Below are 25326 nucleotides of genomic sequence, written 5' to 3'. Positions count from 1 at the left end.
AGCTTAAGGAAACACTGGTCCATGTGCACGCCTGCCCGCGCGGATCATGTGATCCTGACACCCCCAGTCCCAACCCCTTGCCCGGGTCGTCGGCCCGGCCGGAACCGGAGTCCCTCCCATGCATCGTGACGAGCTGCTTGCGGGCCTCGACGCCAAACTCGAGCCTGCCCGGTTTACCGATTACTGTCCCAATGGCCTGCAGGTCGAGGGCCGCACCGAGGTGCGCCACGTGGTCAGTGCCGTGACCGCCTCCGCTGCCACCATCGAGGCCGCCGCCGAGCGCGGCGCCGATGTCCTGCTGGTGCATCACGGCTATTTCTGGAAAGGCGAGCCGCAGGTCATCACCGGCATGAAGCAGCGACGGATCCGTCGCCTGCTGGAGAGCGGGATGAACCTCGTCGCCTACCATCTGCCCCTGGACGCCCATCCGGAGGTGGGCAACAACGCCTCCCTGGCACGCGACCTGGGGCTGGTGGCCGACGGTACGCTGCGCGACGACGGCGTGGGCCTGGTCGGCGCGCCGGACGAGCCGCTCTCGGCCCCGGGGCTTGCCAGTCGCATCGCTACTGCCCTCGGGCGCGAGCCCCTGCTGGTCACCGCTGGCGAACACCCCGTCCGTCGCGTGGCCTGGTGCAGCGGGGGCGCCCAGTCGTTGCTGCCCCGCGCCGCCGAGCTGGGCGCCGATGCCTACATCAGCGGGGAGATCTCCGAACAGACCACGCACGAGGCGCGCGAGCTGGGCGTGCACTACCTGGCCGCCGGCCACCACGCGACGGAGCGGGGCGGACCGCGGGCGCTGGGCGAATGGTGCGCGCGGACGTTCGACCTGACCCACGAATTCCTCGATCTCGACAACCCGGCCTGATACCCTGCGCCGCGAGCCGCAGCTGTCTGCTGCCGGCCGGAGTCCCGGATCCGCGCGACGCCGCGCCGATCCGCATCGTACTTGACCTTATTAGCGTGTTCGGGAATTCTATTACGATTTTCCTGCCCGCCCGTCGGGTCCGAACAAGAGAGCCACAAGGCTCCTTCGAGCAGGCTGCGCCCGGCGGGTGCATCCTCGCATCACGCTTTCAACACGTTGTTTGGAGAGACAAACATGGCAAACCAAGGCGTAAATCGAGGCCGTCGCCGGTTCCTCGTCGCCGCGACTTCGGTCGTGGGCGGGGCCGGTGTGGCTGCAGTAGCCGCACCGATGCTGGCGTCGCTGCAGCCGAGCGCGCGCGCCCAGGCGGCCGGGGCTCCGGTCGAGGTCGCCCTCGGCGAGATCGAACCGGGCCAGCGCATCTCCGTCGAGTGGCGCGGCCAGCCCATCTGGGTGGTCCGGCGCACGGACGAGATGATCGAAGGGCTGTCCAGGATCACGGACCGTCTGCGCGACCCGCACTCCGAAGTCGAGGAGCAGCAGCCTCCTTACGCCCAGAACGAACACCGTTCGATCGATCCCGAGTTTCTGGTCGTGATCGGCATCTGCACCCATCTGGGATGCTCGCCGACCTATCGTCCGGAAATCGGTGATCCCGAGATGGGGGCCGCCTGGCAGGGCGGCTGGCTGTGCGGTTGCCACGGTTCCCGCTTCGACATGGCCGGACGCGTCTACTCCAACATGCCGGCGGCCACCAATCTCGTGATCCCGCCGTACAAGTACCTCACGGACGACGTGATCCTGGTGGGCGAAGACGACGAAGAAGGAGGGACCGTCTGATGGCCAGTAATCCGGACGAAAAGATCCAGGGCGGCTTCCTGGGCTGGGTGGATGCACGCTTCCCCCTGTCCCAGATGTGGAACGACCACCTGGCCAAGTATTACGCGCCGAAGAACTTCAACTTCTGGTATTTCTTCGGCTCGCTGGCCCTGCTGGTGCTGGTCATTCAGATCGTCACCGGCATCTTCCTGACCATGTTCTACAAGCCGGACGCGGAGCTCGCCTTCTCGTCCGTCGAGTACATCATGCGTGACGTGGAATGGGGCTGGCTCATCCGCTACATGCATTCCACCGGCGCCTCGATGTTCTTCGTCGTGGTCTATCTGCACATGTTCCGGGCGCTCCTGTACGGCTCCTACAAGAAGCCACGCGAGCTGATCTGGATCTTCGGCATGCTGATCTATGTCGTGCTGATGGCCGAGGCCTTCGCCGGCTATCTGCTGCCGTGGGGCCAGATGTCCTACTGGGGCGCGCAGGTGATCGTGAACCTGTTCCAGACCATCCCGTACATCGGGCCGGAACTGGTGACATGGATCCGCGGTGACTTTCTGCTGTCGGACGCCACGCTGAACCGCTTCTTCGCGCTGCACGTGGTGGCCCTGCCGCTGGTGCTGATCCTGCTGGTGGCCGCGCACATCATCGCGCTGCACGAGGTGGGCTCGAACAACCCCGACGGCGTCGAGATCAAGGCCCACAAGGACGAGAACGGCCTCCCGAAGGACGGCATCCCGTTCCACCCGTACTACACGGTGAAGGACATCGTGGGCGTGGGCGTGTTCCTGATCGTCTTCTTCGCCATCGTGTTCTTTGCGCCCGAGGGCGGGGGCTACTTCCTCAAGCCGGACAACTTCATCCCGTCCGACCCGCTGGTGACCCCCGACCTGATCCCGCCGGTCTGGTACTTCACCTCGATGTACTCGGTGCTGCGCTCCGTGCCGGATCCGTTCCTGGGCGTGGTGGCCATGGGGGCCGCGGTGGTGATCCTGTTCGTCATCCCGTGGCTGGACCGCAACCCCGTCAAGTCGATGCGCTATCGCTCGTTCGCGGCCAAGTTCAACCTGGCGGTGTTCGTGGTGGCGTTCGTGATCCTCGGCTGGCTGGGCCTGCAGCAGGCCACCACCGCGGTCAGCGACATGAGCCTGCGCTTCGCTCAGGTGTACTTCCTGTTCTTCTTCCTGCTGTGGTTCCTGTCGCGGGAGCGTTCGGCCGGCTTCAGCATCCTGGCGTTCCTGGTGCTGGTCGCGATGTACACGTTCTACGACGTGGTCCGCTTCGATCCGGACGAGGCCTCCCTGATCATGTGGGGCTGGCTCATCCCGACCGTTTATCTGTTCGTGACCATGGTGGCCCCCGTGTTCGCACGTGGACTGGGCCGTGACCGTGCCGTTCCGCAAAGGGTGACTTCGTGATGAAAAAGCTGATTGCTGCAACCTTCGTGGGCCTTGCGGCCCTGTTCATGGGGCCGGCGGGTACCGCCGGCGCCAGCGAGCTCATGTCGGCCAACGTGGACATCTCCAACCAGAACGCGCTGCAGCGGGGTGCCCGCCTGTTCGCGGACAACTGCATGGGATGCCACTCGACCAAGTACGAGCGTTACAACCGGGTGGGCAAGGACATCGGCCTGACCGAAGAGCACATGGAAGAGCACTTCATCTTCGTCACCGACGAAGAGGGTGAGCCGGTAGGTGTCGGTTCGCTCATGGAAATCGCCATGGAAGACGACTATGCCGAAGAGGCCTTCGGTGTTGTCCCGCCGGATCTGACCCTGACCGCCCGCATCCACGGCGAGGACTGGCTGTATACCTTCCTCAAGTCGTTCTACCGCGACGAGTCCCGTCCGCTGGGCGCCAACAACACCATCTTCAGTAATGTCGGCATGCCGCATGTCCTGTGGCACAAGCAGGGCTGGCAGGAGCTGGTCGAGGACGAGGATGGCAACGAACGCCTGGAACTGGTCGAGAGCGGCAGCATGAGTCCGACCGAATACGATCGAGCGGTGCGCGACATCGTTACCTATCTGTCGTACATCGGCGAACCCGTGCAGCTGGAGCGCCAGCGGATCGGGGTCTTCGTGATGATCTTCCTCGCCTTCTTCACCGTGCTGGCGTACTTCTTGAAAAAGGAATACTGGAAGGACGTACACTAGGCGGGACGAGCCGTAGTCGGCGTGCCCCGGAGGACCGGGGTGCGCCGGCATCCTGTACCGTCGACCCGGCGGAACCCCATGCCGGGCTAGGGAGAATGCCATGGCGCTGGTCGCCAACCGCCGTTCCGTTATGACGCTGTTTTCTGCACACGACTGCGTGCGCTGTCACCGGGTGCGCATCATCCTCGCCGAGAAGGACATCGCGGTGGACGTGATCAATCTCGGGCCCGACGACATGCCCGAAGATCTCTCCGACCTGAACCCGTACAACGAGGTCCCCACCCTGGTGGACCGGGATCTGGCCCTGTACGGGACCCATGTCATCACCGAGTATCTCGACGAACGCTTCCCGCATCCGCCCCTGATGCCGGTGGATCCGGTCTCCCGCGCGGCCGCGCGTCTGGCGCTCTATCGCGTCGAGCGCGACTGGTACGAGGGACTGGACAACCTCGCGAAGGCTTCGGGTTCCGGGGTCAGCAAGGCCCGCAAGGTGCTCAAGGAGAGCTTCATCGCGTCCGGCGAGATCTTTGAACTCAAGCCGTACTTCCTGAGTGACGAGTTCAGTATCGTGGATGCGGCCATCGCCCCGGTCATCTGGCGGCTGCCGGCCGTGGGCATCGAACTGGAAAGCCTGCCGCAGGCGATCCAGGACTATGCCGAACGGGTGTGCCGGCGCGAATCCTTCTCCATCAGCCTGACCGAGGCCGAACGGGAGCTGCGGCTTTGACTTCTTCCCGCCCCTATCTGCTGCGTGCCCTGTGGGACTGGATCACCGACAACGGCATGACACCGCACCTGCTGGTGGATGCCACGGTCGACGGCACGGCCGTGCCGGACGCGTTCGTCGAGCAGGGCAAGATCACCCTGAATGTGGGCCCCACGGCCGTGCAGGGTCTGGAGCTGGGCGACGAGTACGTGTCGTTCTCGGCGCGGTTCGCCGGCAGTCCGATGGATGTCTTCGTGCCGCAGACCGCGGTGATGGCGATCTACGCGCGCGAGAACGGCCAGGGGATGATGTTCGGTAGCGAGCCCGGGCCGGATCCGGACCCCGGTCCCGGAGACGGGCCGCCGGATGACGGTGATGACACGGGTGATGGCGGCGAGGGTGGCGACGAGGCGCCCCGACGCAAGGGCGGCCCGTCTCTGACCGTGGTCAAGTAAGGGCGGTCTTCAGGGCGCGGGCGGCGCCTTCCCCGGATTGAGGATCCCGTCCGGATCGAACACCGCCCGCACCCCTTCCATCAGCGTCAGTGCGGCCGGATCCAGTTCGCGATCCACGAACGGTCGCTTGACCAGTCCCACGCCATGTTCCCCCGACAGGCTGCCGTCGAGCGACAGGACGAGGCGGAACACTTCATCCAGACACACTTCGGCCCGGTGCATCTCTTCCGGGTCGTCCGGATTGACCAGCAGGTTCACGTGGATGTTGCCGTTGCCGGCGTGGCCGAAATTGACGATGCGGATGGCATGCCGCTCGGCCAGCTCCTCGAGGCCGCGGATGAGGACGGGGATCCGCGATACCGGCACCACGACATCTTCGTTGATCTTCTTCGGGGCAATGGTCCGCAGCGCCGGTGACAGGGCCTTGCGTACCTGCCAGAGACGGTCCATCGCCTCGGGTGTGTCGGCGACATCCACGCTCAGGGCCCCTTCGGCGGCCGTCCGGCGGATCCCGTCGGTCCGGGTCTCGATGATCTCGGCAGGACCGTCGGACTCGATCATCAGGATGGCTCCGGCGGCTTCCGGCAGTTCCACCCCGCCATAACCGCGGATCATCCCGATAGCCGAGCGATCCATGAACTCCAGCGCCGAAGGCGACTCCGCGCGCGCCATCAGTCTTGCGACTGCCCGGGCCGCCGCATCGATGGTCGGGTAGACCGCCTGCAGCAGGCGGGTGCACTCCGGACGGGGTGTCAGCTTGAGGGTCGCTTGGGTGATGATCCCCAGAGTTCCCTCCGAGCCGATCAGCAGGCGGGTGAGGTCGTAGCCGACCACGCCCTTGGTGGTGCGTACGCCGGTGCGAAAGTGCTCCCCGGTGCCTGCGACGGCCTCCAGACCCAGCGTATTGTCGCGCGGTGTACCGTACTTCACCGCGTGCGGCCCGGCCGAGTTGTAGGCAAGATTCCCTCCCAGGGTGCAATACGCGGCACTGGTCGGATCGGGGGGCCAGAAGAACCCGTGTTCGCCTGCCGCGGCCTGAATCTCGGCGTTGGTGACCCCGGGTTCGGCAATCAGCCACCGATTCGCGGGATCCACATCCACGATGCGGTTCATGCGCTCCAGTGACAGCACCAGTCCGCCGCGGTCGGGAACCGCCGCGCCGGTTGTGCCCGTGCCCCGGCCGCGCGCCACCAGCGGCGCCCCGAGGCGCCGGCACAGGCGTACAAGTTCCACGACGGTCTGACTGTCGCGGGCGAACGCCACGGCTTCGGGCGCGGCGTGCAGGCGCGAATTGTCGGCGCCATAGGCCCAGCAGTCCGCCGGGTCCAGCAGGCGGTCCTCCGGCGGCAGCAGACGTTCGATCTCGCGCGCCAGATCGCTCATGAGTCGTCCGCCCGTATCGCGTCCACGATCCATTCCACCCCGCCATCACCGTCCAGCGCCACCACGTCGAAGCGCGCCGGGCCGTTCCAGTCTTCCTCCAGCATCCAGGTTTCCGCCATGCGCACCAGCTTGCGGCGCTTGCGCCGGTCGACGCTCTCCAGTCCGCCTCCGTAATCCTGATTGCTGCGCATGCGGACCTCGACGAAGACCACGGTGTCCCCCTCACGCAGAACCAGGTCCAGCTCGCCCCAGGGCCGCCGGACATTGCTGGCCACCAGGCGCAGCCCGCGATCCTGGAGATAGCGCGCGGCGCGTTGTTCGGCCTGCTGGCCGGATTCTCCCGGACGGAACATCAGTCCGAGGGAGTCGCGGCGTCCAGCCGCCGGGGTTCACCACGAACGAACCGCGCCCAGGCCGGCGTCCGCTGCCAGTCACCGGTCAACGGGTTGAGTTGCCACTCGCCGGCGGTACCGACGAGCGTCGTATGCGGGGCCGCGTAGCTAGTGTCGGCGCGTACGGCCAGGCGCCGGGCGTCCATGCCCAGGGCATAGAAGCGCGGCAGCCCGGATTGTTCCCGCAGCGGCTCGGCTCCGGTGTTCCCGAGCGCGGCGATTTCACTGAACAGACCGGGCGCATCCGGAAATGCGATCCCGTTGAGATCGCGGTCGCGCGAGGCGTCGGGGCGGCCCGGATAGACATGTGGCGTGGACATCATCGGCAGGCGCGACGCCTGGTGGAAGTGCAGATGCGGCGCGATGCGGCGTACGTCGGCAGCGCTGCCCGCGACGAAGATGTAACCGACATCGGCGCGAATCTGCGGGTCGCCTTCAAGACCGAGTCCGAGGCGCCGGGACACCGACGCAATGCGCTCGCGACTGCGATCAATCCCGACGTGGGCGGCGATGCGGTCGTTGAGGTCCCCGGCACGGGTGTCCACTCGCGCCACCTCCCGTGGGGATGCCCCGTGTTCCTCGGCGGCCAGTGACCATGCGGATGCCAGGCGATCACCGAAGGCCCCCTCGGCGATGATGCCGAGGCCGGCGCCCCAGCCGGTGCGAGCCGCGCGGTCGGCAACGGCACGGGCGTCGGCCTCGGGATCCAGCGCCAGTGTGGTTATGCCGCGCGGCAGGGCGTTGGCGGTGCGGTTGAGGAGCACCCCGGGCCGATGTTCCTCGAGGTCGGCGACCGCGGCGACGGCATCGCGCTGCAGCGGGCCGATAATGTGATCGGCACCTTCGAGTACTGCATCCCGGTAAAGCGCAACGGCCTGGCGTGGATCGCCCCGGGTGTCGCGCACCCGGAGCTGCCCCTGGCCGTCGGCATAATGTGCCCGGGTGATGCCGTCGAGAACCGCCTCTCCCAGGCCGGCCAGATTGCCCGACAATGGCAGCAGGACCACCGTATCTCCGGCCGGATCCGCGCTGGCGGGTGACGCGGCGAGCAGTTCCGGGAGATGGCTGTTCGCGGGATGCCGGGGGAAGGCTTGCTGCCAGCGTCGGGCGAACGTTTCCGCCGCAGCGGCATCTTCTGCCCGGCCCAGACCCCGAAACAGCTCGTGCCAGCCATCGGCCCCGACGATGTTCTCGCGCCCGAGTCGTTCCCGCTGGGTCGGGCGCAGGGCGGCCATCAGGCCCCAGATCCGCTCATGGTTGGCGGTCTGCAGATCGGGTTCCAGGGTCAGCAGCGGATCCAGCCGAAAGCGCACATTCAGGGCCTGATACCATTGCTGTTCCCATTCCAGCAGCCGGGCATGCAGCTCCATGCCGCGCCGATGGAATTCCGGGGTGCGTGTCGGATCATCCGGATCGTCGGCCCCCAGGCGCTCGGCCGCGAGGTCGGCCTCCCCGCGGTGCCAGGCCAGCCAGCCGCCGCGCACGCGGTCGGCAAGCGGGCGTGGCTTCGCGTCGGGCAAGCGGTTCCAGGCCGCCTCCGCGCGTTCCAGCAGCGGTTCCGGGACCGGGTCCAGCGCCAGCACCGCGTCGATTGCGGCCCGCAATTCCTCCGGCTCGGCCTGCTCGTCCGGCAACGCCTCGATCCGCTCGAGCCGATGCTCGGCCAGCGGCTCGGGGGCCAGCTCGATCTCGGCCGGGATTTCGGGGTCCGGGTCCGGTGTCGCCGCGGGATCCGGTTGCGGCGCAGCGCAGGCGGCCATCAGGCCGGCCGCCAGCAGTACCATGAGCGGGCGCGTCAGGCCCGGGCCCGGCACGGAGCGGTGTAACGGGCGGAGGGGGAGCGGGAGTCGGTTCACGGCAGACATCGGATTGGCGATAAGGAGTCAGTATTGGAAGCGCGCGAAACAGTGTCAACGCAGGGCGGAACCCTGTGGGTGGTGGCCACCCCGATCGGCAACCGGGCCGATCTGGGGCAGCGCGCCCGGGATGTATTGTCGCATGTCTCGCGCATCGCGGCGGAGGATACGCGTCACAGCCGCGCGCTGCTGGCGCCGCTGGGCATCGACACGCCGCTGGTCAGTCTGCACGAACACAACGAAGAACAGCGCGTCGCGGGCCTGCTCGCGCAGCTGGCCGCGGGCGAAGATGTGGCGCTGATCTCGGATGCGGGCACCCCGCTGGTGTCGGATCCCGGGTTCCGCCTGGTCCGCGGGGCCCGCGAAGCCGGCCATGCCCTGCGCGCGGTGCCCGGCCCGAGCGCCCCCCTGGCCGCGCTGGCGGTCTCGGGGATGCCGAGCGACCGGTTCTGTTTTGACGGTTTCCTGCCGCACGCCGCCGGCGCGCGCGAAAGACGCCTGGCCGAACTGCTGGCGCGTCCGCAGACCGGCATCGTGTTCGAGTCCGCGCATCGCATCCTTGCGGCGGCCCGGGAGCTGGCGGCGCAGGCCCCGGACCGCTCCGTGTTCCTGGGGCGCGAGCTGACCAAGCAATACGAGGAACATTATTACGGTCCGGCCGGCCGCCTGCCCGAATGGCTGGAGGCGGATGCCTGGCGTACGCGCGGCGAATTCGTGCTGGTGCTGGCCCCGGCGCCGGCCGTCGACGAAGACGGCGACGCGCTGTCGGGTGAACAGGAACGGCTGCTGGCCGGCCTGGTCGCCGAGCTTCCGGTCAAGCGGGCCGCGCGCCTGCTGGCGGACGCCACCGGGCTGCCGCGCAATCGGCTCTACGCCCGCGCGCTGGAACTGCAGCAGGCGGACCGCGAAGAGGGCGATGATCCCGCCTGACTGCCCCGGATATCCTTGCATCCGGAGCAGGGCGCGGGTAAAAGGGAGGCGGGAGTCGGCCGGGCGGTCGCTGCGTCCGTGTGGCGTGGAGGAAAGTCCGGGCTCCGCAGGGCAGGACGCCAGGTAACACCTGGGCGGCGCGAGCCGACGGAAAGTGCAGCAGAAAACATACCGCCGATGGCCCGGCTCGTCCGGGCACAGGCAAGGGTGAAATGGTGCGGTAAGAGCGCACCGCACGGCTGGTAACAGTCCGTGGCACGGTAAACCCCGTCCGGAGCAAGGCCAAATAGGGGTGCATGGTGTGGCCCGCATCGCACCCGGGTAGGCTGCTTGAGGCGTCTGGTGACGGACGTCCCAGATGAATGATCGTTCTCGACAGAACCCGGCTTACAGGCCGGCTCCCACTTTTCCCCACCATTGTCCCCGCGTCTCTCGCGTGCCCCGGCCGGGCGCTCGCGAAATGATCAAGTGATTTCTCAAGAGTTCGAGCCAGGCATCTGGTTTTGAACGTATCTTTCCCCGTTCCTGTATCTCTTGTGCAGAGACTCATAAGTCTCTGTGATGCAAGGCTTATTTTTCTCTGGCAAGCCCGTTTTTCCTTGACCCTCAACAGGGGTGTACCTATAGTGGATTGAAGTGGGAAAAAGTGGGAGAAGGTGGGAATCCACCGTACACGGCCATGTTCCGAGGCGTCAGTCAGCTCAATCTGGATGCGAAGGGGCGCCTCGCCATGCCGGCGCGCTATCGCGACGAGCTTGTGGCGTCCTGTGATGGCCAGCTGGTGGTGACCGTTCATCCCGATCGCTGTCTCCTGATGTACCCGCGGCCCGAATGGGAACGGGTCGAGCAGAACCTGATGTCGCGCCCCAATCTCAAGCCAGCCGTAGTCCGGCTGCAGCGGCTTCTGGTCGGTCATGCCTCCGACTGCGAGCTCGACGGCAACGGTCGTCTGCTGTTGCCGCAGCCGCTGCGCAAGTTCGCCGGCATGGACAAGCAGGTCGCCCTGCTGGGGCAGGGCAAGAAGTTCGAGATCTGGGACCAGGCTACGTGGGATCAGCGCTGCGAGGAGATGTTCGATGAAGGCATCGATGCAAATGAACTCGAGTCGATCTCGCTGTGATGCAGGAACAGCGACAGGCCCATGTCCCGGTCATGCTGGACACCGTGCTCGAGGGGCTGGCGGTGCGCGCTGATGGTTTTTACGTGGACGGTACTTTCGGACGGGGCGGGCACAGCCGCGCCTTGCTTGACCGTCTGGGGCCGGACGGTCGCCTGCTGGCGATGGACCGGGATCCCGAGGCGGCCGAGGCCGCCTCTTCGTTTCTGGGGGACCCGCGTTTCGCGTTCGAGTCGGCGCCTTTCTCGTCCATGGCCGAGGTGCTGCGGCAGCGCTACCCCGATCGCCGGCCGGATGGCGTGTTCCTCGATCTCGGGGTGTCATCGCCGCAGCTGGACGATGCCGCGCGCGGTTTCAGTTTCCAGCATGACGGCCCGCTGGACATGCGAATGGACCCGTCGTCCGGTGAAAGCGCGGCCGACTGGCTGGCGCGCGCGGAGGAAAAGGAGATCGCGGACGTGATCTACCAGTACGGCGAGGAGCGTTTCTCGCGGCGCATCGCCCGCGCGATCGTGCGCGCCCGTGCCGAGGGTCCGATCACTCGCACTGCGCGTCTGGCGGATCTGGTGCGTGGCGCGGTGCCGCGCCGCGAACCCGGCAAGCACCCCGCGACGCGAACCTTCCAGGCCCTGCGCATCTTCGTGAACGCGGAGCTGCGGGAGCTGGAGACCTGGCTTGAAACCATCCCCGAGGTTCTGCCGTCCGGGGCGCGCCTGGTGGTTATTGCCTTCCATTCGCTGGAGGACCGCATGGTCAAGCGGGCCTTCCGCGGGGACCGTGACGATGCGCCGCGCATCCCGCGCGGGCTGCCGGTCATGCCGGAGGTCGAAGCGCCCCCGCTGCGCCCGCTGGGCAAGCCGGTGCGGGCCGACGCCGGGGAACAGCAACGCAATCCGCGGGCACGCTCGGCCGTGCTGCGCGTGGCGGAGCGCAACTGATGGTCTGGCGCGGGCTCGCGATCGTCGCGCTGTCGGTGGGCGCGTTTGCGTCGGCGATTGGCGTGGTGGTGGCGCGCCACGAGGCGCGTCAGGCGTTCGTTGAGCAGCAGGCGGTGCTGGCCGAGCGCGACCGGCTCAACCTGGAATGGACCCGGCTGCAGATCGAGCAGTCTACCTGGGCGACGCCCGGGCGTATCGAGCGACACGCGCGCGAGGAACTTGGCATGTCGCGCCCCGATGCGGATCGCCTCGTGGTGATCGGGAGGGACGCATGGGTGCGCTGAAACGCGAAATCTCAATGGGTCGGCTGCGGACGCTGGTCGTCCTGCTGGTCCTGGTGCTGATCGCGCTGGTACTGCGCGCCGCCGATCTGCAGATGTTCAAGAGCGAGTTCCTGTCCGCCCAGGGGGAGGCGCGTCAGGTGCGCACGCTGACCGAGACCGCCCACCGCGGTGCGATCACCGATCGCCATGGCGAACCGCTGGCGATCTCCGCACCGGTGCAGACCGTGTGGGCGCATCCGGGGGCGCTGCTGGAGGCGCGCGAGCGCTGGGGCGAGCTGGCCGCGGCCCTGGATATGGACCGCGAGATCCTGGCGGAGCGGATCGAGAGCCGCGCCGACCGCGAGTTCGTCTATCTGCGTCGGCACATGCTGCCGGCGCGGGCCGAAGCCGTGGCCGCCCTGCGCGTGCCCGGAGTGTCCCTGACGCGCGAGTTCCGCCGTTACTATCCGCATGGTGAGGCGGTAGCGCATGTGCTGGGCTACACCGACATCGACGACCAGGGCCAGGAAGGGGTCGAGCTCGCGTTCGACTACTGGCTCTCGGGGCAGCCGGGCGCCAAACGGGTGTTGCGCGACCGGCATGGTCGCACCATCCGCGACGTTGCCAGCATCCGTCCGGCGCGTGAAGGCAATCCCCTGCAGCTGACGCTGGACGCGCGGCTGCAGTTCCTGGCCTACCGCGAACTCAAGGCTGCGGTGCAGCGTCACGATGCGCGCGGCGGATCGGCCGTGCTGCTGGATGCGCGCAGCGGCGACATCCTCGCAATGGTCAATCAGCCCGGTTTCAACCCCAACAATCGCAGTTCGATCCGCTCCGACCGCGCTCGCAACCGGGCGGTCGTGGACGCGTTCGAACCCGGCTCGGTCATCAAGCCGTTTACCGTCGCGGCGGCCCTGGATGCCGATGCGGTCGACCCACACGTGACCCTGGACACCGCGCCTGGCACGATGCAGGTGGGGCGTCTGACGGTCCGCGATCTGCGCGACTACGGCACCATCGACCTGACTACGCTGATCGCGCGGTCCTCCAACGTGGGCGCAACGCGTCTCGCCCTGGACACCGAGCCGGCCGATTTCTGGCAGACGCTGCACCGCGCCGGTTTCGGACAGGCAACCGGCCTGCATTTTCCGGGCGAGGCGCGTGGCACCCTGCGCGACTTCACCGCCTGGCGCGAGGTCGAGCAGGCCACGCTCGGTTACGGTTACGGGCTCGCGGTCACGCCGCTGCAGCTGGCTGCCGGCTATACGGCCTTTGCCAATGACGGGCGTCGCCTGCCGGTGCGCCTGGTCGAGACCGCGGATGATGCCCGCGAGCCGCAACGGGTGATGACCGCGGACACCGCCGGACGCCTGCGCGCGATGATGGAACACACCGTGGGCAGCGAGGGCACCGCGCGCCAGGCCGTGATCGACGGATATCGGGTCGCCGGCAAGACCGGCACCGCGCGCAAGGCGGTGCGCGGCGGTTATGCCGAGGACCGTTACTACTCCAGTTTCGTCGGTCTGGTCCCGGCATCCGAGCCACGGTTCGTCATGGCGGTGGTCGTGGACGAACCCGCCGACGTGCATTACGGCGGGGCGGTGGCGGCGCCGGTGTTCCGCGAGGTCACCGCCTCGGCCCTGCGCATGTACAACGTGCGTCCGGACGCGATGCCCGAGATCCCGATGCAGCTCGCCACTGGCGAGGAGGCGCAGCCATGACCGCCGCGGCGACCGATCCACGGGTGGCCGGGGTGGATCTGCACGCGCAGTTTCCCGAGGCCCTGGATGGCCACGGCCCGCTGGTCGTGACCGACCTTGTGCAGGACAGCCGCGCGGTGACCCCGGGCGCCGGGTTCGTGGCCCTCCGGGGAACCCGCGAGCACGGTCTGGCCCACGCCGAGGATGCCGCGGCGCGCGGCGCCGGCGTGATCCTGTGGGACGAGGCCGATGCGGGCCCCTCCGCCGCCTCGCCTGGCGCGCCCTGCGTCCATGTTCCGGGGCTGCGTGCTCTGCTGCCAGCCATGGCGCAGCGGGTATTCGGTGCCTGGCCGGAGGCCGCGCCGATCGTCGCGGTGACCGGCACCGATGGCAAGACCTCGGTGACACATCTGATCGCAGCGGCACTCGAACGTCTGGGTACCCCGGCCGGCCTGGTCGGCACCCTGGGCGTCGGGCGTCCGGGGCAGCTGCACCCGGCCGGGCACACGACCCCGGGCGTGCTCGAGCTCCACCGGCATCTGGCCGGGCTGGCGCGCGAAGGCTGCGAAGCCGCGGCGCTGGAGGCCTCTTCGCACGGGCTCGTCCAGGGGCGTCTGGACGGGGTCCCGGTGCGCGTCGCGGTGCTGACCCGCCTGGGCACGGATCATCTGGACTTCCATGGCAGCCAGGCCGCATATGCCGAGGCCAAGGCCACGCTGTTCGACCGCCCGGGACTGTGCACGCGGGTGATCAACGCCGATGACGAGCTTGGTCACGAGCTCCTGCGCCGTCCGGTGCCCGAGGGCATCACCGACGTCACCTGGGGGCTGGAGTCTTCCGCAGCGATGGCGCGCGCCGAGGCCATCCAGGCCGGCCCGGAGGGACTGCACTTCGTCCTCGTTGCCGACGGGCGGCGCGTGCCGGTGCGGTCGCGGCTGTACGGACGGTTTCAGGTCGAGAACCTGCTGGCCACTCTGGCCGCCCTGCATGCCCTCGGACATGCCTGGGAGGCCGCCGCGGACGCGGTGGCCGAGCTGCCCGGGGTCCCCGGCCGCATGGAGCGCCACGATCTGCCGGGCGGAGCCCAGCTGGTGGTCGATTACGCCCACACCGCGCAGGCCCTGGAGGCCGCATTGAGTGCGTTGCGTCCGCACGTGCGTGGCCGCCTCTTTGTGGTCTTCGGCTGCGGCGGCGATCGCGACCGGGGCAAGCGTCCGGCGATGGGGCGCGTGGCCATGCGTGCCGCGGACCGGGTGATCGTGACCGATGACAATCCGCGCCACGAGGATGCGGCGGCCATCCGCCAGGCGGTGCTGCAGGGCTGTGACGATCCCGCGCGCTGCCGCGAGATGGGCGACCGCGAAGCCGCGGTGCGTACCGCGGTCGCCGATGCCGGGCCGGGCGACATCGTGCTGCTGGCGGGCAAGGGGCACGAAACCACCCAGCAGATCGGTGACCGGTTTCATCCATTCAGTGATCGCGAGCTGGCCGCCCGGCTGGCGCGCGAGGGGATTTCCGGGGAGGGGGAGCGATGATCCGGATGACGGCCGGAGAACTGGCGACCGCCGTGGGCGGGCGCCTGCAGGGGGACGCCGGGGTGGCATTCACCGGCGTGTTCAGCGACACGCGTAACCCGCGTGAAGGCGGGCTGTTCGTCGCCCTGCGCGGTCCGAACTTTGATGCCCATGACCATCTGCACGCCGACTTGCCGGCACCGGTGCTGCTGGTCCGCCGCGCCCGCGAAGACCTGCCGCAGGCCCAGGTAGTGGTGCCCGACACCGGCGAGGCCCTGGGGCGGCTGGCCGCGACCTGGCGCAGGCTGTGCCGCGCGCGGGTGATCGCGCTGACCGGCTCCAACGGCAAGACCACCACCCGCGAGATGCTGCGCTCGATCCTCGCGCGCATGGGGCGGGTGCATGCCACCGAAGGCAACCTGAACAACGAGATCGGGACACCGCTGACCCTGCTGGCGATGCCGGAGGATACCGATTTCGCGGTGATCGAACTGGGCGCCAACCACGCCGGCGAGATCGGCCGCATGGCCGCATGGACTCAGCCGCACGTCGCCATGATCACCAACGCCGGTCATGCGCACCTCGAAGGCTTCGGCAGCCTGGAAGGCGTGGCCCACGCCAAGGCCGAGATCTACTCGGGCCTGCCGGCCCAGGGCGGGACCGCGGTGGTGAATCTGGACGACCCGTTCGCCGACTACTGGCTGTCGCTCAACGAGCATCATCATCTGCAGCGCTTCTCCCTCGAGGGGGGCGGCGAGGTCGAGGGCGTGTGGGTCGCCCCGGATCGCCTGCGCCTCACGATCCTCGGTGCCAGCCGCGAGATCCGCCTTGCCGGTCCCGGCCGCCATGTCGCGGCGAATGCCGTGGCGGCCGCTGCCGCCGCCAATGCCGCGGGCGCCGCGATCGACATCATCGCGCAGGGACTGAGCGACTGGCGCCCGGTGGCCGGCCGCCTGCAGGCACTGCAGCACGCAGGCGGTGCCCGCATCTGGGACGACAGCTACAACGCCAACCCCGATTCTCTGCGGGCCGGTCTGGAGGTGCTGGCGGCGGTGCCCGGTCGGCGCATCCTGGTGCTGGGGGAAATGGGCGAGCTGGGCGGCGATGCAGCGGCCCTGCACGTGGCCACCGGGCGGGAGGCCCGAGCAATGGGGATCGATTTCTGCCTGGCGCTCGGCGAGCTGGGCCGCGAAACCGCTGATGCCTTCGGCGAGCAGGGCGAGTGGTTCCCCGATCATGCCGCACTGGTCGCGCGTCTGCAGGGGTTGCTGGACGAGCGAACCACCGTGCTGGTCAAGGGTTCGCGCAGCCAGCACATGGAATCCATCGTGGAGGCGCTGGACGCGCAGCCCCTGAACCCGGAGGCGGCGGATGCTGTTCGCACTGACTGAATATCTCGCCCAGTTCCATACCGGGTTCACGGTCTTCCAGTACCTGACCCTGCGCGCCATCCTCGGGGTGGTGACGGCGCTGGCGATCGCGCTCCTGATCGGTCCCTCGGTGATTCGCCGTCTGACCCTGGGCAAGGTGGGTCAGAACATCCGCGAGGACGGCCCCGAATCGCACCTGAGCAAGGCCGGCACGCCCACCATGGGCGGTGCGCTGATCCTGGTGGCCGTGGCGGTGGCCACCCTGCTGTGGAGCGACCTGTCGAATCGTTTCGTCTGGATCGTGCTGCTGACCACGCTGGCCTTCGGCGCCGTCGGCGGCTGGGATGACTACCTCAAGCTGCGTTACGGCAACAGCCAGGGGCTGTCGGCGAAATCCAAGCTGCTGTGGCAGACCCTGTTCGCCCTGGTGGCCGCCGGGGTGATCATGCTCACGGCCCAGGATCCGGTGGAAACCACCTTTTATCTGCCGGTGTTCAAGGACATCGAATTCAGTCTGGGCTGGCTGTTCATCCCGCTGGTGTGGCTGGTGGTGGTGGGCTCGTCCAATGCGGTCAACCTGACCGACGGGCTCGACGGGCTGGCCATCATGCCGGCGGTGCTGGTGGCCGGTGCGCTGGGCATCTTCGCCTATGCCGCGGGCCATGCGGTGTTCGCCGACTATCTCGGCATTCCCGCGGTCCCCGGGGTTGGCGAGGTGGGCATCTTCGCCGCCTCGCTGGTGGGGGCGGGGCTCGGGTTCCTGTGGTTCAACACCTATCCCGCGCAGGTGTTCATGGGCGATGTCGGGGCCCTCGCCCTGGGCGCGGCGCTGGGGATGATGGCGATCTTGACCCGCCAGGAGATCGTGCTGCTGATCATGGGCGGCGTGTTCGTGCTGGAGACCGTCTCGGTCATGCTGCAGGTCGCCTCGTTCAAGCTGACCGGACGGCGGATGTTCCGCATGGCGCCGCTGCATCACCACTTCGAACTCAAGGGCTGGCCGGAGCCGCGCGTGATCGTGCGTTTCTGGATCCTGACCGTGGTGTTCGTCCTCATCGGTCTGGCGACCCTGAAGGTGCGCTGATGGAACGGGTGCGAAGCGACAACCTGATCGTCGGGCTGGGCGCCACCGGGCAGTCGGTGGCGCGTTACCTGCTCGCGCGCGGGATGTCGTTCGCGGTCACCGATACCCGTCGCGAGCCGCCGGCCTGTGACGATCCCGAACTGGCGCGGATCCTGAACGAGCGTTGGGTCGGCCCGCTGGACGGCCTGGATGCGAGCGGGGTGCGTCGCCTGATCGTCTCGCCTGGGGTGGCCCTGGAGCACCCGGTGATCGCCGCCGCCAGTGAGGCCGGCGCCGAAGTCACCGGGGATATCGACCTGTTCGCCCGCGAGGCCGGAGCCCCGGTGATCGCGATCACCGGTTCCAACGGCAAGAGCACGGTGACCGCGCTGGTCGGCGAGCTGCTGGATGCGGCCGGCTACGCGGTGGCGGTGGGGGGCAACTACGGGACCCCGGCGCTGGACCTGCTGGAACGTGACCCGGAGGTGTTCGTGCTGGAGCTGTCCAGCTTCCAGCTGGAACGGTGTCACGAGCTTGCGCCCGCTGCTGCCGTAGTGCTCAACCTGTCGCCGGATCACCTCGATCGCCATCCCGACATGGCCGCCTACCTGCGCGCCAAGCAGCGGGTGTTCCGCGGCGCGCGGCGCGGACTGCTCCATCGTGACGACCCGATGGTGGCGGAGCTGACCACCCCGCCGGGCATGGCGCGCGAGACCTTCGGTCTGGGCGCGCCGGCGGCGGACGCCGACTGGGGCGTGTGTGTCGGCGGTCACGGGGAGGGACCGCAACTGTGTCGCGGCGGCCAGGCCCTGCTGGAGACCGCGCGCCTGCGCATGCGCGGCCAGCACAACTGGGCCAACGCCCTGGCCGCACTGGGCCTGGTCTGGCCGTGGCTGGACTCGGCGGGGCGCCGGGCGCGGGCCCTGGCGGCGCTGGCCGATTTCCCGGGGCTGCCGCATCGCTCGCAGTGGATCGCCTCGGTCGACGGCGTGGACTGGATCAACGATTCCAAGGGCACCAACCTCGGTGCCACCCTGGCCGCACTGCGCGGCACGCCCGGGCCGCTGGTCCTGATCGCGGGCGGGCAGGCCAAGGGGCAGGATTTTGCCCCGCTGGCCGATCAACTGGCCGGCAAGGTGCGCGGCGCGGTGCTGCTGGGCGAGGACGCGCCGTTGATCGCGCGTGCCCTCGCCCCGGTGGTGCCAGTGCAGCGGGTCGACGACATGGATGCGGCGGTGGCGCATGCCGCGGAATGGGCGCAGCCGGGGGACACCGTGCTGCTGTCGCCCGCCTGTGCCAGCCTGGACATGTATCCGGACTATCGCGCCCGGGGTGATGACTTCGCCCGGGCCGTGCGGGAGCTGGCGGCATGAGCGCCCCGGTCAGCCAGCCGACTTCGCCCATGGTTCGGCGCCTGCAGCAGGAGGTGGACCTGCCGCTGCTGGCGCTGACCGCGGCGCTGGTCGCGCTGGGGCTGGTGATGGTCGCTTCGGCCTCCATGGAGATGGGCGCGCGTGATTTCGGCAACGCCTGGCACTTCCTCCAGCGTCAGGTGCTGTTTGCCGCGCTGGGTACGATGGCCGCGGTGGCGGCATGGAACGTGCCGCTGGCGCGCTGGGAGCGCGCCGGCCCGTGGCTGCTGGCGCTGTTCCTGCTGATCCTGGTGGTGGTCCTGCTCCCCGGCGTCGGACGCACGGTCAACGGGGCAACCCGCTGGATCCCGCTGGGAGCGTTCAATCTGCAGGTGGCCGAGCTGGCCAAGCTGCTGGTGGTGATGTACCTGGCGGGCTACATCGTGCGTCATTACTCCACCCTGCGCCTGCAGCTGGCCGGGTTCGTGCGTCCGCTGGTGGTGCTGGGGGCCGGTACCGTCCTGCTGTTGCTGCAGCCGGATTTCGGCGGGGCCGCGATCATGCTGGCGATCGGCATGGGCATGCTGTTCCTCGCCGGCGCTCGCCTGTCGCAGTTCCTCGCGCTGGGGGGCACGATCGCGGCGGGCATGGCGGTCGCCGCGGTTGCGGCACCTTACCGCATGGCTCGCCTGACGGCCTTCATGGACCCGTGGCAGGACCCGTTCGCGAGCGGTTTTCAGCTGACCCAGTCGCTGATCGCGATCGGCTCCGGCGGGGTCACCGGCTCGGGCCTGGGCGGCTCGGTGCAGAAGCTGTTCTACCTGCCGGAGGCGCACAACGATTTCCTGTTCGCGGTGTTCGCCGAGGAGTTCGGTTTCTTCGGTGTGCTGGTGCTGATCGCACTGTTCGCAGGGCTGGTCTGGCGCTGCCTGCGCATCGGCCTGGAGGCCCAGCGCAGCGGTCATGCCTTCGGTGCCCATCTGAGCTTCGGCGTGGCGATCTGGCTGGGCCTGCAGGCGGCCCTGAACATGGGCGTGAACATGGGGCTGCTGCCGACCAAGGGGATGACGCTGCCGTTTTTGTCCTACGGCGGCAGTTCGCTGATCGTCAGTATGATTGCGGTCGGTCTGGTGCTGCGGGTGGCCCGCGAGGCGCGGACCCCGGCGCCGGCCCCGGTGCCTCGCCGGCGTTCGCGCGCCGCCCGGCAGAGCGGAGGTGCGGCATGACGGCCCCGCGCGTGCTGATCATGGCCGGCGGTACCGGCGGCCATGTCTTCCCCGGGCTGGCGGTGGCCGAGGCCCTGCGCGAGCGCGGGGTCGAGGTGGTCTGGCTGGGGACTCGTGCGGGCGTGGAGGCGCGCCTGGTGCCGCAGGCCGGGATTGACCTGCATACCCTCCCGATCACGGGCCTGCGTGGCAAGGGGCTGCTCGGGCTGGCCTTCGCCCCCTGGCGCCTGGGGCTGTCGTTGTGGGCGGCCCTGTTGCTGCTCCGGCGCATTCGCCCGCATGCGGTGATCGGTTTCGGCGGGTTTGCCGCGGGACCCGGCGGGCTGATGGCCGCGGCCCTGGGACGCCCCCTGGTGATTCACGAACAGAATGCGGTGGCCGGCCTGACCAATCGCTGGCTGGCGAAGGTCGCCGACCGCGTGTTCGCCGGTTTCGACGGTGCGTTCCCGCCCGGGGTGCGCGCCACGCGGGTTGGCAATCCCGTGCGCTCCGCGATCGCGGCCCTGCCCGCCCCGGGCGAGCGCTACGCCGCACGCAGTGGGCCGCTCAATGTGCTGGTCCTGGGGGGCAGCCTGGGCGCGCGTTCGCTGAATCACGCGGTGCCCGCCGCGCTCGGCCTGCTGCCGTCGGAGCAGCGCCCGCAGGTCCTGCACCAGGCCGGCTCACGCACCCTGGAAGAAGCCCGCGCGGCGTATGCCGACGCCGGGGTGGAAGCCACGGTCACCGAGTTCATCGCGGACATGGAGGCGGCCTGGGCCGAGGCGGATCTGGTGATCTGTCGCGCCGGAGCGCTGACCGTAGCCGAAGTGGCGGCCGCCGGTGTGGCCGCGGTGTTCGTGCCGTATCCGCATGCGGTGGACGATCACCAGTATGCGAATGCCGAGGCCCTGGTGGACGCCGGGGCGGCCTGGCGTTTCCGCGATGCCGAGCTGGAGCCGCAGGCGCTGGCGAAGCTGCTGGGCTCGCTGGACCGCGAGACCCTGCGCGACCGTGCCGAACGCGCGCGGGCGCTGGCCTGCCCCGACAGTGCCGCGCGCCTCGCCGATGTCTGTGTGGAACTGGCGGGGCCGGGCCCCGCGGGGGAGGGATCATGAGCCACGCGCGCCTGCCGGAACATGCGATGCGCCGCATCCGCCGGATCCACTGCGTGGGGATCGGCGGCTCCGGGATGAGCGGCATCGCGGAGGTGCTGCATCAGCTCGGTTACCGGGTCTCGGGTTCCGATCTCGGCCGCTCGCCGATGATCGACCGCCTGGTGGAGATGGGCGTGCGCGTGGTCGGCGAGCACCGGCCGGAGAACGTGGCCGAGGCCGACGTGCTGGTGGTGTCTTCGGCCATCGATCCGTCCAATCCCGAGGTCGCCGCGGCGCGCGAGCGCGGTATCCCGATCGTGCGGCGTGCCGAGATGCTGGCGGAACTGATGCGTTTCCGCTTCGGGATTGCGGTCGCCGGGACCCATGGCAAGACCACCACGACCAGTCTGGTGGCCAGCGTGCTGGCGGAGGCGGGCATGGATCCGACCTTCGTGATCGGCGGGCGGCTCAATTCCACCGCCAGCCACTCGAGCCTGGGCGCCGGTGACTACCTGGTGGCCGAGGCCGACGAGAGCGATGCCTCGTTCCTGCATCTGCAGCCGCTGCTCGCGATCGTGACCAACATCGATGCCGATCACCTGGGGACCTATGGCAATGATTTTCGCCAGCTGCACGAGACCTTTCTCGAGTTCCTGCACCACCTGCCCTTCTACGGGCTGGCGATCCTGTGCGCCGATGACCCGCAGGTGCGCGAGCTGATGCCGGAGCTGGAACGCCCGCGGCTGACCTACGCGATCGATGCCGATGCCGACGTGCGTGCCCTCGATGTGCGCCAGGAAGGCGTGCAGACGCATTTCCGCCTGCAACTGCCGGAGGCCGGTGAGCCGTTCCCGGTCACCCTGAATCTCCCGGGGCGGCACAACGTGCTCAATGCTCTGGCCGCGGCCGCCGTGGCCTGGGAGCTGGAGGCCCCGCGCGAGGCGATCGCCACGGCGCTCGAACGCTTCCAGGGCATCGGGCGGCGGTTCCAGGTCCACGAGTGGGCGGGGCCGGCCGGGCCGGTGACGCTGGTCGACGATTACGGTCATCACCCGCGCGAGATCGCCGCGACCCAGGCCGCGGCGCGGGATGCCTGGCCCGGTTGCCGGCGGATCACCGTGTTTCAGCCGCATCGCTACACCCGCACCCGCGACCTGTTCGAGGACTTCGTGGAGGCGCTGTCGGAGACCGACGTGCTGATCCTGCTGGAGGTGTATGCCGCGGGCGAGGCGCCGATCGCGAGCGCAGACGGGCGCAGCCTGGCGCGGGCCATCCGTCTGCGCGGCCAGGTCGAGCCGATTTTCGTGGAACAGGCCGCGGACGTGGCCGGCGTGCTGGAGGGGCTGCTGCAGGCGGACGACGTGATCATCGCCCAGGGGGCGGGCGACATCGGTCGCCTGGCGGCCCTGCTGCCGCGAGAGCTAACTGGAGGTGGCGCATGACACCGCTGGACCCTGCCCTGGCGGCCGCGCGTCATCTGCACGAGCTGCAGCCGCGCGGCGAGTTGAAGGCGCGGGCACCGCTGGCGCCGCTGACCTCGTGGCGTGCCGGCGGACACGCCGACTGGCTGTTCCGCCCCGCGGACCGCGAGGATCTGGCGAATCTGTTGGCGGGGGTCGCGCGGCTCGCGCCGGACCTTCCGATCACCTTTCTCGGGCTCGGCAGCAACGTCCTGGTGCGCGACGGCGGCATTGCCGGGCTGGTGGTGCATCTGCAGGGCGTTCTGGCCGAGCGGAAACGCCTGGACGGCGACCGGGTGTTCCTGGGCGGCGGGCTGGCCTGTGCCCAGGCTGCGCGGTTCTGTGCCCGCGAGGGCCTGGTGGGGGCGGAGTTCCTCGCCGGCATCCCCGGCACCGTGGGCGGCGCCCTGCAGATGAACGCCGGGGCCTGGGGCGGCGAGACCTGGTCCCTGGTGGAATCGGTGGAGGTGGTCGATCGTGCAGGCCGGCTGGAAAGCCGCCGCCCGGATGCGTTCCGGGTCGGTTACCGCCGGGTCCAGGGGCTCGATCCGCGCGAGCGTCTGTGGTTCACCGGGGCGACTCTGCGTCTGAGCCCGGGCGACCCGGAGGCCGGTACCCGGCGCATCCGCGAACTGCTGCGCGAACGCTCGGCGAAACAGCCGCTGGGTCAGCCCTCCTGCGGATCGGTATTCCGCAATCCGGAAGGCGATCACGCTGCACGCCTGATTGAGGCCGCCGGGCTCAAGGGCCTGCGCGCCGGCGCGGCCGAGGTCTCGCCGGTGCATGCCAATTTCATCACCCACGACGGTACGGCGCGGGCGGAAGATATCGAGCGCCTGATCGACACCGTGCGCAATACGGTGGAGCAGCGGTTCGGCGTCCGCCTGGAGCCGGAGGTACGCATCCTGGGCCGGTTCATCGACCCGGGCGACGACAGCGAGGGAACGGCATGAATCGTAACGACGCAGAGCCCCGCGACTATGGCCGGGTGGCGGTATTGATGGGCGGCTGGTCCGGAGAGCGCGAGGTCTCGCTGGCCAGCGGCAACGCCGTGCTGGCGGCCCTGCGACGTCAGGGCGTGGATGCGCATCCGGTCGATCTCACGCGGGCGCACATGGGGCATCTGCACCTCCCCCTGGAGGGGTTCGACCGGGTCTTCATCGCGCTGCATGGAGAGTGTGGCGAGGACGGGGCCCTGCAGGGCTGCCTGGACCTGGCCGGCATGCCTTACACCGGCACCGGCGTGCTGGGTTCCGCCCTGGGGATGGACAAGCTGGCCTGCAAGCGACTGTGGACCGGGAGCAACCTGCCCAGTGCGCCCTACCGGTTGCTGAACCCGGGGTTCGACCCGGATGCGGTGGCCGAGGCGCTGGGGCTGCCCCTGATCGTGAAGCCGGCCCGCGGGGGCTCGAGCCTGGGCATTACCCGGGTGGATCGGGCGGCCGATCTCCCGGCCGCCTGGGAGGCGGCGCGCAGCCAGCCCGGGCAGGTCTTCGCCGAACAGTGGATCGAGGGCCACGAATACACCGTGGCCATCCTCGACAACCAGCCGCTTCCGGTGGTCGAGATCCGTGCCGACGGCGGGTTCTACGACTACCACGCGAAATACGAGTCGGACCGCACCGGGTATGTCTGCCCGCCGCCGCTGGATGAAAGCTCGTTGCTGGAATTGCAGTCACTGGCGCTGGGTGCGTTTGCCGCGCTGGAAGCTTGCGGCTGGGGACGGGTCGACATCCTGCAGGACGAGCACGGCGACAACCATCTGATCGAGATCAACACCGTGCCCGGCATGACGGATCACAGCCTGGTGCCCAAGGCGGCGGCCGAGGCGGGGATCGATTTCGACACCCTGTGCCTGCGCATCCTGGACTCCAGTTTCCAGTGCGGAGGGCTGCGATGAATCGCCGGCGCACCCCGCCGGCAGCGCGCTTCGCGCGGCTGCGCAGCGTGTCCGGTCCGGCCCTGCGTCTGCTGGCCGGAATGGCGCTGGCCGCGGCGATCGTGCTGGTCCTGCTGGCGACGACCCGGTTCGAGCCGGACGCGCTGGTGCCGGTGGAGAGCATCGAGATCGCCGGCGAGCCGCGCTACGCCGACGTGGAGCGGGTGCGTGAACTCGCGCGTCGCCACGCGCCGGGGTTCATTACCGCCGATCTGGCGGCGCTGGAACGTTCGCTGGTGGCCGAGCCCTGGATCGATGGCGTGCAGCTGCGCCGGCAATGGCCGGGGACGCTGGTGGTCGAGGTGCGCGAACCGGTACCGGTGGCGCGCTGGGGCGAGGAGCAGCTGGTCGACCGGCATGGCCGGGTGTTCGGGCCGGTGGATCAGGCCGAGTGGGACTACCTGCCCGCGCTGGAGGGGCAGGACGGGCGCCAGGTGGTGCTGATGCGCCGTTACCTCGAGGTGTCGGCACGTCTGGCGGATGCCGGCCTGGAAGTGGCCGGCGTAGCCGAGGGGCGTCGGCATGACTGGACCATCCGTCTGGAGTCCGGGGGGCGGATCCTGATGGGGCGGGACGCCGAGGCGGCCCGCCTGAATGCTCTGGTACGGGCGGCCGACGTCGTGCGCGAGCGCCGTGACGCGCCGGTGGAACGCTGGGACCTGCGCTATCCGCATGGCATGGCGGTGGCCTGGGCCGAAGAAGACGGGGACGCCGCCGGCGATCCCGGGACACAGTGAA

Annotated in this window: 24 protein-coding genes and 1 other RNA gene; 22 read left to right on the top strand and 3 right to left on the bottom strand. The window is 69.2% G+C overall.

The window, feature by feature from the left end; genetic code table 11:
• Positions 1 to 118 precede the first annotated feature (118 nt).
• The 6 genes from D577_RS0110280 to D577_RS0110255 all read left to right on the top strand — a co-directional run bounded on the left by D577_RS0110280 (position 119) and on the right by D577_RS0110255 (position 5012).
• Complete coding sequence (locus D577_RS0110280) at positions 119 to 865, top strand: Nif3-like dinuclear metal center hexameric protein (RefSeq protein WP_018947391.1); 747 nt, start codon at positions 119 to 121, stop codon at positions 863 to 865.
• Between the two features lie 234 nt (positions 866 to 1099).
• Positions 1100 to 1705, top strand: a complete 606-nt coding sequence (gene petA, locus D577_RS0110275; RefSeq protein WP_026289008.1) for a ubiquinol-cytochrome c reductase iron-sulfur subunit — start codon at positions 1100 to 1102, stop codon at positions 1703 to 1705.
• Positions 1705 to 3114: a cytochrome bc complex cytochrome b subunit gene (locus D577_RS0110270; protein WP_018947389.1), complete on the top strand. Its 1410-nt coding sequence runs from the start codon at positions 1705 to 1707 to the stop codon at positions 3112 to 3114. Before petA ends, D577_RS0110270 begins: the two co-directional genes overlap by 1 nt.
• Entirely contained in the window at positions 3114 to 3851 is a 738-nt protein-coding gene (locus tag D577_RS0110265) for a cytochrome c1 (RefSeq protein WP_018947388.1), read from the top strand. The genes D577_RS0110270 and D577_RS0110265 overlap by 1 nt, the downstream gene beginning before the upstream one ends.
• Before the next feature lie 100 nt (positions 3852 to 3951).
• Positions 3952 to 4578: a glutathione S-transferase N-terminal domain-containing protein gene (locus tag D577_RS0110260; RefSeq protein WP_018947387.1), complete on the top strand. Its 627-nt coding sequence runs from the start codon at positions 3952 to 3954 to the stop codon at positions 4576 to 4578.
• Positions 4575 to 5012, top strand: coding sequence for a ClpXP protease specificity-enhancing factor (locus D577_RS0110255; protein ID WP_018947386.1), 438 nt, complete (start codon positions 4575 to 4577; stop codon positions 5010 to 5012). Before D577_RS0110260 ends, D577_RS0110255 begins: the two co-directional genes overlap by 4 nt.
• A gap of 9 nt (positions 5013 to 5021) precedes the next feature.
• Here the strand turns inward: D577_RS0110255 and D577_RS0110250 are convergent, their stop codons facing one another.
• The 3 genes from D577_RS0110250 to D577_RS0110240 are packed head-to-tail and all read right to left on the bottom strand — an operon-like array spanning position 5022 to position 8571.
• Positions 5022 to 6395, bottom strand: coding sequence for an FAD-binding oxidoreductase (locus tag D577_RS0110250; protein WP_018947385.1), 1374 nt, complete (start codon positions 6393 to 6395; stop codon positions 5022 to 5024).
• The gene (locus tag D577_RS0110245) at positions 6392 to 6748 is read right to left on the bottom strand and encodes a YraN family protein (RefSeq protein ID WP_018947384.1); all 357 of its coding nucleotides are present in this window, start codon (positions 6746 to 6748) and stop codon (positions 6392 to 6394) included. The genes D577_RS0110250 and D577_RS0110245 overlap by 4 nt, the downstream gene beginning before the upstream one ends.
• The gene (locus D577_RS0110240) at positions 6748 to 8571 is read right to left on the bottom strand and encodes a penicillin-binding protein activator (RefSeq protein ID WP_018947383.1); all 1824 of its coding nucleotides are present in this window, start codon (positions 8569 to 8571) and stop codon (positions 6748 to 6750) included. The genes D577_RS0110245 and D577_RS0110240 overlap by 1 nt, the downstream gene beginning before the upstream one ends.
• A 105-nt stretch (positions 8572 to 8676) precedes the next feature.
• Between D577_RS0110240 and rsmI the strand changes: the two genes are divergently transcribed.
• From rsmI to D577_RS0110165, 16 genes are all read left to right on the top strand, one after another.
• On the top strand, positions 8677 to 9573 hold the full coding sequence (gene rsmI / locus D577_RS0110235; protein ID WP_018947382.1) for a 16S rRNA (cytidine(1402)-2'-O)-methyltransferase: 897 nt from the start codon (positions 8677 to 8679) through the stop codon (positions 9571 to 9573).
• A gap of 51 nt (positions 9574 to 9624) precedes the next feature.
• An RNA gene (rnpB, locus tag D577_RS13825) (RNase P RNA component class A) lies at positions 9625 to 9979 on the top strand.
• 273 nt (positions 9980 to 10252) lie between these two features.
• On the top strand, positions 10253 to 10693 hold the full coding sequence (gene mraZ / locus D577_RS0110230) for a division/cell wall cluster transcriptional repressor MraZ (protein WP_018947381.1): 441 nt from the start codon (positions 10253 to 10255) through the stop codon (positions 10691 to 10693).
• A complete protein-coding gene (rsmH, locus tag D577_RS0110225; RefSeq protein WP_018947380.1) occupies positions 10693 to 11628 on the top strand; it encodes a 16S rRNA (cytosine(1402)-N(4))-methyltransferase RsmH in 936 nt (311 codons plus the stop codon). The genes mraZ and rsmH overlap by 1 nt, the downstream gene beginning before the upstream one ends.
• Positions 11628 to 11912 (top strand): cell division protein FtsL, encoded by a 285-nt coding sequence (gene ftsL / locus D577_RS0110220; protein WP_018947379.1) that lies wholly within the window; start codon positions 11628 to 11630, stop codon positions 11910 to 11912. Before rsmH ends, ftsL begins: the two co-directional genes overlap by 1 nt.
• On the top strand, positions 11900 to 13612 hold the full coding sequence (locus D577_RS0110215) for a penicillin-binding protein 2 (protein ID WP_018947378.1): 1713 nt from the start codon (positions 11900 to 11902) through the stop codon (positions 13610 to 13612). The genes ftsL and D577_RS0110215 overlap by 13 nt, the downstream gene beginning before the upstream one ends.
• The gene (locus D577_RS0110210; RefSeq protein ID WP_018947377.1) at positions 13609 to 15126 is read left to right on the top strand and encodes a UDP-N-acetylmuramoyl-L-alanyl-D-glutamate--2,6-diaminopimelate ligase; all 1518 of its coding nucleotides are present in this window, start codon (positions 13609 to 13611) and stop codon (positions 15124 to 15126) included. Before D577_RS0110215 ends, D577_RS0110210 begins: the two co-directional genes overlap by 4 nt.
• Positions 15123 to 16496: a UDP-N-acetylmuramoyl-tripeptide--D-alanyl-D-alanine ligase gene (gene murF / locus D577_RS0110205; RefSeq protein ID WP_018947376.1), complete on the top strand. Its 1374-nt coding sequence runs from the start codon at positions 15123 to 15125 to the stop codon at positions 16494 to 16496. The genes D577_RS0110210 and murF overlap by 4 nt, the downstream gene beginning before the upstream one ends.
• A complete protein-coding gene (gene mraY, locus D577_RS0110200; RefSeq protein WP_018947375.1) occupies positions 16477 to 17559 on the top strand; it encodes a phospho-N-acetylmuramoyl-pentapeptide-transferase in 1083 nt (360 codons plus the stop codon). Before murF ends, mraY begins: the two co-directional genes overlap by 20 nt.
• On the top strand, positions 17559 to 18911 hold the full coding sequence (gene murD / locus D577_RS0110195) for a UDP-N-acetylmuramoyl-L-alanine--D-glutamate ligase (RefSeq protein ID WP_018947374.1): 1353 nt from the start codon (positions 17559 to 17561) through the stop codon (positions 18909 to 18911). The genes mraY and murD overlap by 1 nt, the downstream gene beginning before the upstream one ends.
• Positions 18908 to 20116: a putative lipid II flippase FtsW gene (gene ftsW / locus D577_RS0110190; protein WP_018947373.1), complete on the top strand. Its 1209-nt coding sequence runs from the start codon at positions 18908 to 18910 to the stop codon at positions 20114 to 20116. Before murD ends, ftsW begins: the two co-directional genes overlap by 4 nt.
• The gene (gene murG / locus D577_RS0110185) at positions 20113 to 21210 is read left to right on the top strand and encodes an undecaprenyldiphospho-muramoylpentapeptide beta-N-acetylglucosaminyltransferase (protein ID WP_018947372.1); all 1098 of its coding nucleotides are present in this window, start codon (positions 20113 to 20115) and stop codon (positions 21208 to 21210) included. Before ftsW ends, murG begins: the two co-directional genes overlap by 4 nt.
• Positions 21207 to 22631 carry a UDP-N-acetylmuramate--L-alanine ligase gene (murC, locus tag D577_RS0110180; RefSeq protein WP_018947371.1) on the top strand — a complete coding sequence of 475 codons (1425 nt, stop codon included), beginning with the start codon at positions 21207 to 21209 and terminating at the stop codon, positions 22629 to 22631. Before murG ends, murC begins: the two co-directional genes overlap by 4 nt.
• On the top strand, positions 22628 to 23602 hold the full coding sequence (murB, locus tag D577_RS0110175) for a UDP-N-acetylmuramate dehydrogenase (protein ID WP_018947370.1): 975 nt from the start codon (positions 22628 to 22630) through the stop codon (positions 23600 to 23602). Before murC ends, murB begins: the two co-directional genes overlap by 4 nt.
• Positions 23599 to 24549 carry a D-alanine--D-alanine ligase gene (locus tag D577_RS0110170; RefSeq protein WP_018947369.1) on the top strand — a complete coding sequence of 317 codons (951 nt, stop codon included), beginning with the start codon at positions 23599 to 23601 and terminating at the stop codon, positions 24547 to 24549. The genes murB and D577_RS0110170 overlap by 4 nt, the downstream gene beginning before the upstream one ends.
• The gene (locus D577_RS0110165) at positions 24546 to 25325 is read left to right on the top strand and encodes a cell division protein FtsQ/DivIB (protein WP_018869878.1); all 780 of its coding nucleotides are present in this window, start codon (positions 24546 to 24548) and stop codon (positions 25323 to 25325) included. Before D577_RS0110170 ends, D577_RS0110165 begins: the two co-directional genes overlap by 4 nt.
• The last annotated feature ends 1 nt before the right edge of the window (position 25326 follow it).

It is taken from the genome of Thioalkalivibrio sp. AKL17, assembly GCF_000377885.1.
Lineage (GTDB): Bacteria > Pseudomonadota > Gammaproteobacteria > Ectothiorhodospirales > Ectothiorhodospiraceae > Thioalkalivibrio > Thioalkalivibrio halophilus.
This window is presented reverse-complemented; position numbering and strand designations above follow the sequence as displayed.

Coding starts and splice junctions, on each gene's coding strand:
- D577_RS0110280 (WP_018947391.1), top strand. CDS start 119: ATGCATCGTGACGAGCTGCTTGCGGGCCTCGACGCCAAACTCGAGCCT.
- petA (WP_026289008.1), top strand. CDS start 1,100: ATGGCAAACCAAGGCGTAAATCGAGGCCGTCGCCGGTTCCTCGTCGCC.
- D577_RS0110270 (WP_018947389.1), top strand. CDS start 1,705: ATGGCCAGTAATCCGGACGAAAAGATCCAGGGCGGCTTCCTGGGCTGG.
- D577_RS0110265 (WP_018947388.1), top strand. CDS start 3,114: ATGAAAAAGCTGATTGCTGCAACCTTCGTGGGCCTTGCGGCCCTGTTC.
- D577_RS0110260 (WP_018947387.1), top strand. CDS start 3,952: ATGGCGCTGGTCGCCAACCGCCGTTCCGTTATGACGCTGTTTTCTGCA.
- D577_RS0110250 (WP_018947385.1), bottom strand. CDS start 6,395: ATGAGCGATCTGGCGCGCGAGATCGAACGTCTGCTGCCGCCGGAGGAC.
- D577_RS0110245 (WP_018947384.1), bottom strand. CDS start 6,748: ATGTTCCGTCCGGGAGAATCCGGCCAGCAGGCCGAACAACGCGCCGCG.
- D577_RS0110240 (WP_018947383.1), bottom strand. CDS start 8,571: ATGGTACTGCTGGCGGCCGGCCTGATGGCCGCCTGCGCTGCGCCGCAA.
- mraZ (WP_018947381.1), top strand. CDS start 10,253: ATGTTCCGAGGCGTCAGTCAGCTCAATCTGGATGCGAAGGGGCGCCTC.
- rsmH (WP_018947380.1), top strand. CDS start 10,693: ATGCAGGAACAGCGACAGGCCCATGTCCCGGTCATGCTGGACACCGTG.
- ftsL (WP_018947379.1), top strand. CDS start 11,628: ATGGTCTGGCGCGGGCTCGCGATCGTCGCGCTGTCGGTGGGCGCGTTT.
- D577_RS0110215 (WP_018947378.1), top strand. CDS start 11,900: ATGGGTGCGCTGAAACGCGAAATCTCAATGGGTCGGCTGCGGACGCTG.
- D577_RS0110210 (WP_018947377.1), top strand. CDS start 13,609: ATGACCGCCGCGGCGACCGATCCACGGGTGGCCGGGGTGGATCTGCAC.
- murF (WP_018947376.1), top strand. CDS start 15,123: ATGATCCGGATGACGGCCGGAGAACTGGCGACCGCCGTGGGCGGGCGC.
- mraY (WP_018947375.1), top strand. CDS start 16,477: ATGCTGTTCGCACTGACTGAATATCTCGCCCAGTTCCATACCGGGTTC.
- murD (WP_018947374.1), top strand. CDS start 17,559: ATGGAACGGGTGCGAAGCGACAACCTGATCGTCGGGCTGGGCGCCACC.
- ftsW (WP_018947373.1), top strand. CDS start 18,908: ATGAGCGCCCCGGTCAGCCAGCCGACTTCGCCCATGGTTCGGCGCCTG.
- murG (WP_018947372.1), top strand. CDS start 20,113: ATGACGGCCCCGCGCGTGCTGATCATGGCCGGCGGTACCGGCGGCCAT.
- murC (WP_018947371.1), top strand. CDS start 21,207: ATGAGCCACGCGCGCCTGCCGGAACATGCGATGCGCCGCATCCGCCGG.
- murB (WP_018947370.1), top strand. CDS start 22,628: ATGACACCGCTGGACCCTGCCCTGGCGGCCGCGCGTCATCTGCACGAG.
- D577_RS0110170 (WP_018947369.1), top strand. CDS start 23,599: ATGAATCGTAACGACGCAGAGCCCCGCGACTATGGCCGGGTGGCGGTA.
- D577_RS0110165 (WP_018869878.1), top strand. CDS start 24,546: ATGAATCGCCGGCGCACCCCGCCGGCAGCGCGCTTCGCGCGGCTGCGC.